The 2,197-nt window shown below is 65.1% G+C and carries 2 protein-coding genes; one reads left to right on the top strand and one right to left on the bottom strand.

From position 1 onward, the window contains the following. A partial coding sequence (locus tag ACLQ2X_RS08385; RefSeq protein ID WP_425680387.1) for a helix-turn-helix domain-containing protein occupies positions 1–356 on the bottom strand: 356 nt, incomplete at its 3' end. Positions 357–367: 11 nt separating this feature from the next. Between ACLQ2X_RS08385 and ACLQ2X_RS08380 the strand changes: the two genes are divergently transcribed. Further along, the gene (locus ACLQ2X_RS08380) at positions 368–2,098 is read left to right on the top strand and encodes a S8 family serine peptidase (RefSeq protein ID WP_425680386.1); all 1,731 of its coding nucleotides are present in this window, start codon (positions 368–370) and stop codon (positions 2,096–2,098) included. Positions 2,099–2,197 lie beyond the last annotated feature (99 nt).

Genomic DNA, 2,197 nt, shown 5'->3' with positions numbered 1-2,197 from the left:
TCGACGATGAACTGCTCTTCGTCAGGACTGATCTGGCGGGGACGGCCACCCGCCCACTGAGGGTCCAGGCTGGCCATTCCCATCTTGTTGAACCGGTGGATGACCTGCCGGATCGTGTCCTCATCGGCCTGGACCAGGCGGGCGATCGCCGGCACCGTGTTCCCACCGGCCGAGGCGAGCACGACCATCGCCCGCCGTAGTCGGATCGGGGAACCGGTTCCCCGGCGGGTGATTCTGAGCAGCTGCTGACCTTCCTGATCACTCAGCCGCCGCACGCGTACAAGATCTGCCACCGCCACAGCCTGACCGGCACAACGCCGCCCGGCCGACAGGCCGCGCGGCGTGTCAACCAACACCGTGAACGTTCGTGGTCACGGCACTAGGCAACGACCTCGGGGTCGGTGGCAACCTCGCCAACGCCTACCAACTGCGCGGCAAAGACAGCGCCAGCGCCACCGCGATGGCGACCATCATCCCAAACGAGCAACTGAAGGATCTGGAGTACCAGTTCTTCCTCTTCAAGAAGAGCTATTCGGAAGGCGGCATCCAGTACAATCCGGACTACCCCGGACGCTCCTTCATGGATGCCATCTGGGACGCTATCAAGGACAGCGGCACCGTCAACGTGAGGTCGGCCGGCAACAACGACTGGAGCAATCCGTACTTCCGCCCCGCGTACCCCTTCTTCAATCCCGCGGCGGAAAAGCAGTGGGTATGCGTCGGCGGGGTGCAGCCGCCCACCGCGGCCAACCCCGAATACACGAAGCAGTTCGGGTACAACGAGGCGGGGCTTGCCAAATGGTGGACCGTGTCCACCCCGTCGAACAGTGTTCGGACCACGAACAGCGGCGGCGACACCAACTATTCGAACTCGAACGGAACGTCTCCGGCGACGCCCGTTGCGACAGCGGTGATGGGGGTTCTGCTCTCCCGCTATCCCAACATGGACGCCAAGCAGGTCCGTGACCTGATGTTCACCACGGCGAACAACAAGATGTCCGACGGTGTGCGATTCCTCGGCACCGGACAGACCTCCCCGTCCGGGGCATCCATCGCCTGGACCGCTCCCGACGGGGTTCCGGACGAGCGCTGGGGTTGGGGCATCCCCGACCTGGACAAGGGCATGTATGGCCCCGGTCAGTTCCTGGGCCCCATGACCTACAACATGGACAAGGCGCCCTTGGACGTCTGGTCGAACGACATCAGCCAGATCGCGATCAAGGAAAGGGAGCGGGAGGATCGGGAGTGGCTGGCGGCCTACAAGAAGCAGGGTCTTGCCTTCGCCGGTGATTTCAGCCCCAACGTACTGAGCCCGGACGGTAAGCTCGGCGAAAACGCCTTCATGCTTCAGGGCATTCTGACTGATCCTTACGTCCAAGCCATCACCAACGGGCGCCCAGAACTGTACGACAAGATCAGCTACGAGGACGCCACCAAGTGGCGTAAGGAATGGATGGACGCGCGCGCGGCCTACATCCAGAACAACATCGACAACAACCTCTATGCGGCGTCCCTGACCAAGCAGGGATCCGGGATGCTGATCATGTCGGGCCACGCCACCTACGACGGCGGCACGACGGTTGAAGGCGGCAAGCTCTCGATCGCCGGATCGCACGCGAGCTCGGTCGCTGTCAAGGGTGGCACGCTCGGCGGCAGCGGTTTTGTGGGAGGCAACATCCACGTCGACAGCGGCGTGTTGGAGCCCGGCCTGTCGGCCGCGGAAGCGGCGTCCGCGCTGTCCGTCAGTCTCACCGATGTCGCGCAGGGCAACGTCCTGAAGGTCGGCGGGGACGTGACCATCAGCCGACCGGGTCGCCTCGCCATCACCATTTCCGGCGACCACGACTACACGAGCGTGCGGGCCACAGGTGTTCTGGTGCTGGACGGCGAACTCACCATCGACGTACGCGCGCCCATCACCCCGGGCACGGTACTGACGATCATGAGCGGGGCCTCGATCAAGGGCAACTTCCACTCCATGCCGGAGCGGCGGGTCCTGAATGTGGGCCACCACATGTTCCGGGTGTCCTATCGGGACGCCAAGATGACGCTGACCGCCCTGCGGACGCTGCCCGGCGCACGATCCGGCAACTCCTAGCCACACGTGGCCTGGTCAGGCCGGGGCCCGGGCGGCGGAGCCTCGGGGTCCCGGGGGGGTGGGGGGTACCGGGGGTTGGTGGGGGGGGGCGGGTGGGCC

Source organism: Micromonospora sp. DT31 (genome assembly GCF_049841795.1).
Classification (GTDB): domain Bacteria; phylum Actinomycetota; class Actinomycetes; order Mycobacteriales; family Micromonosporaceae; genus Micromonospora.
The sequence above is the reverse complement of the archived record's forward strand: the minus strand, read 5'-3'. Positions and strand labels throughout refer to the sequence as shown.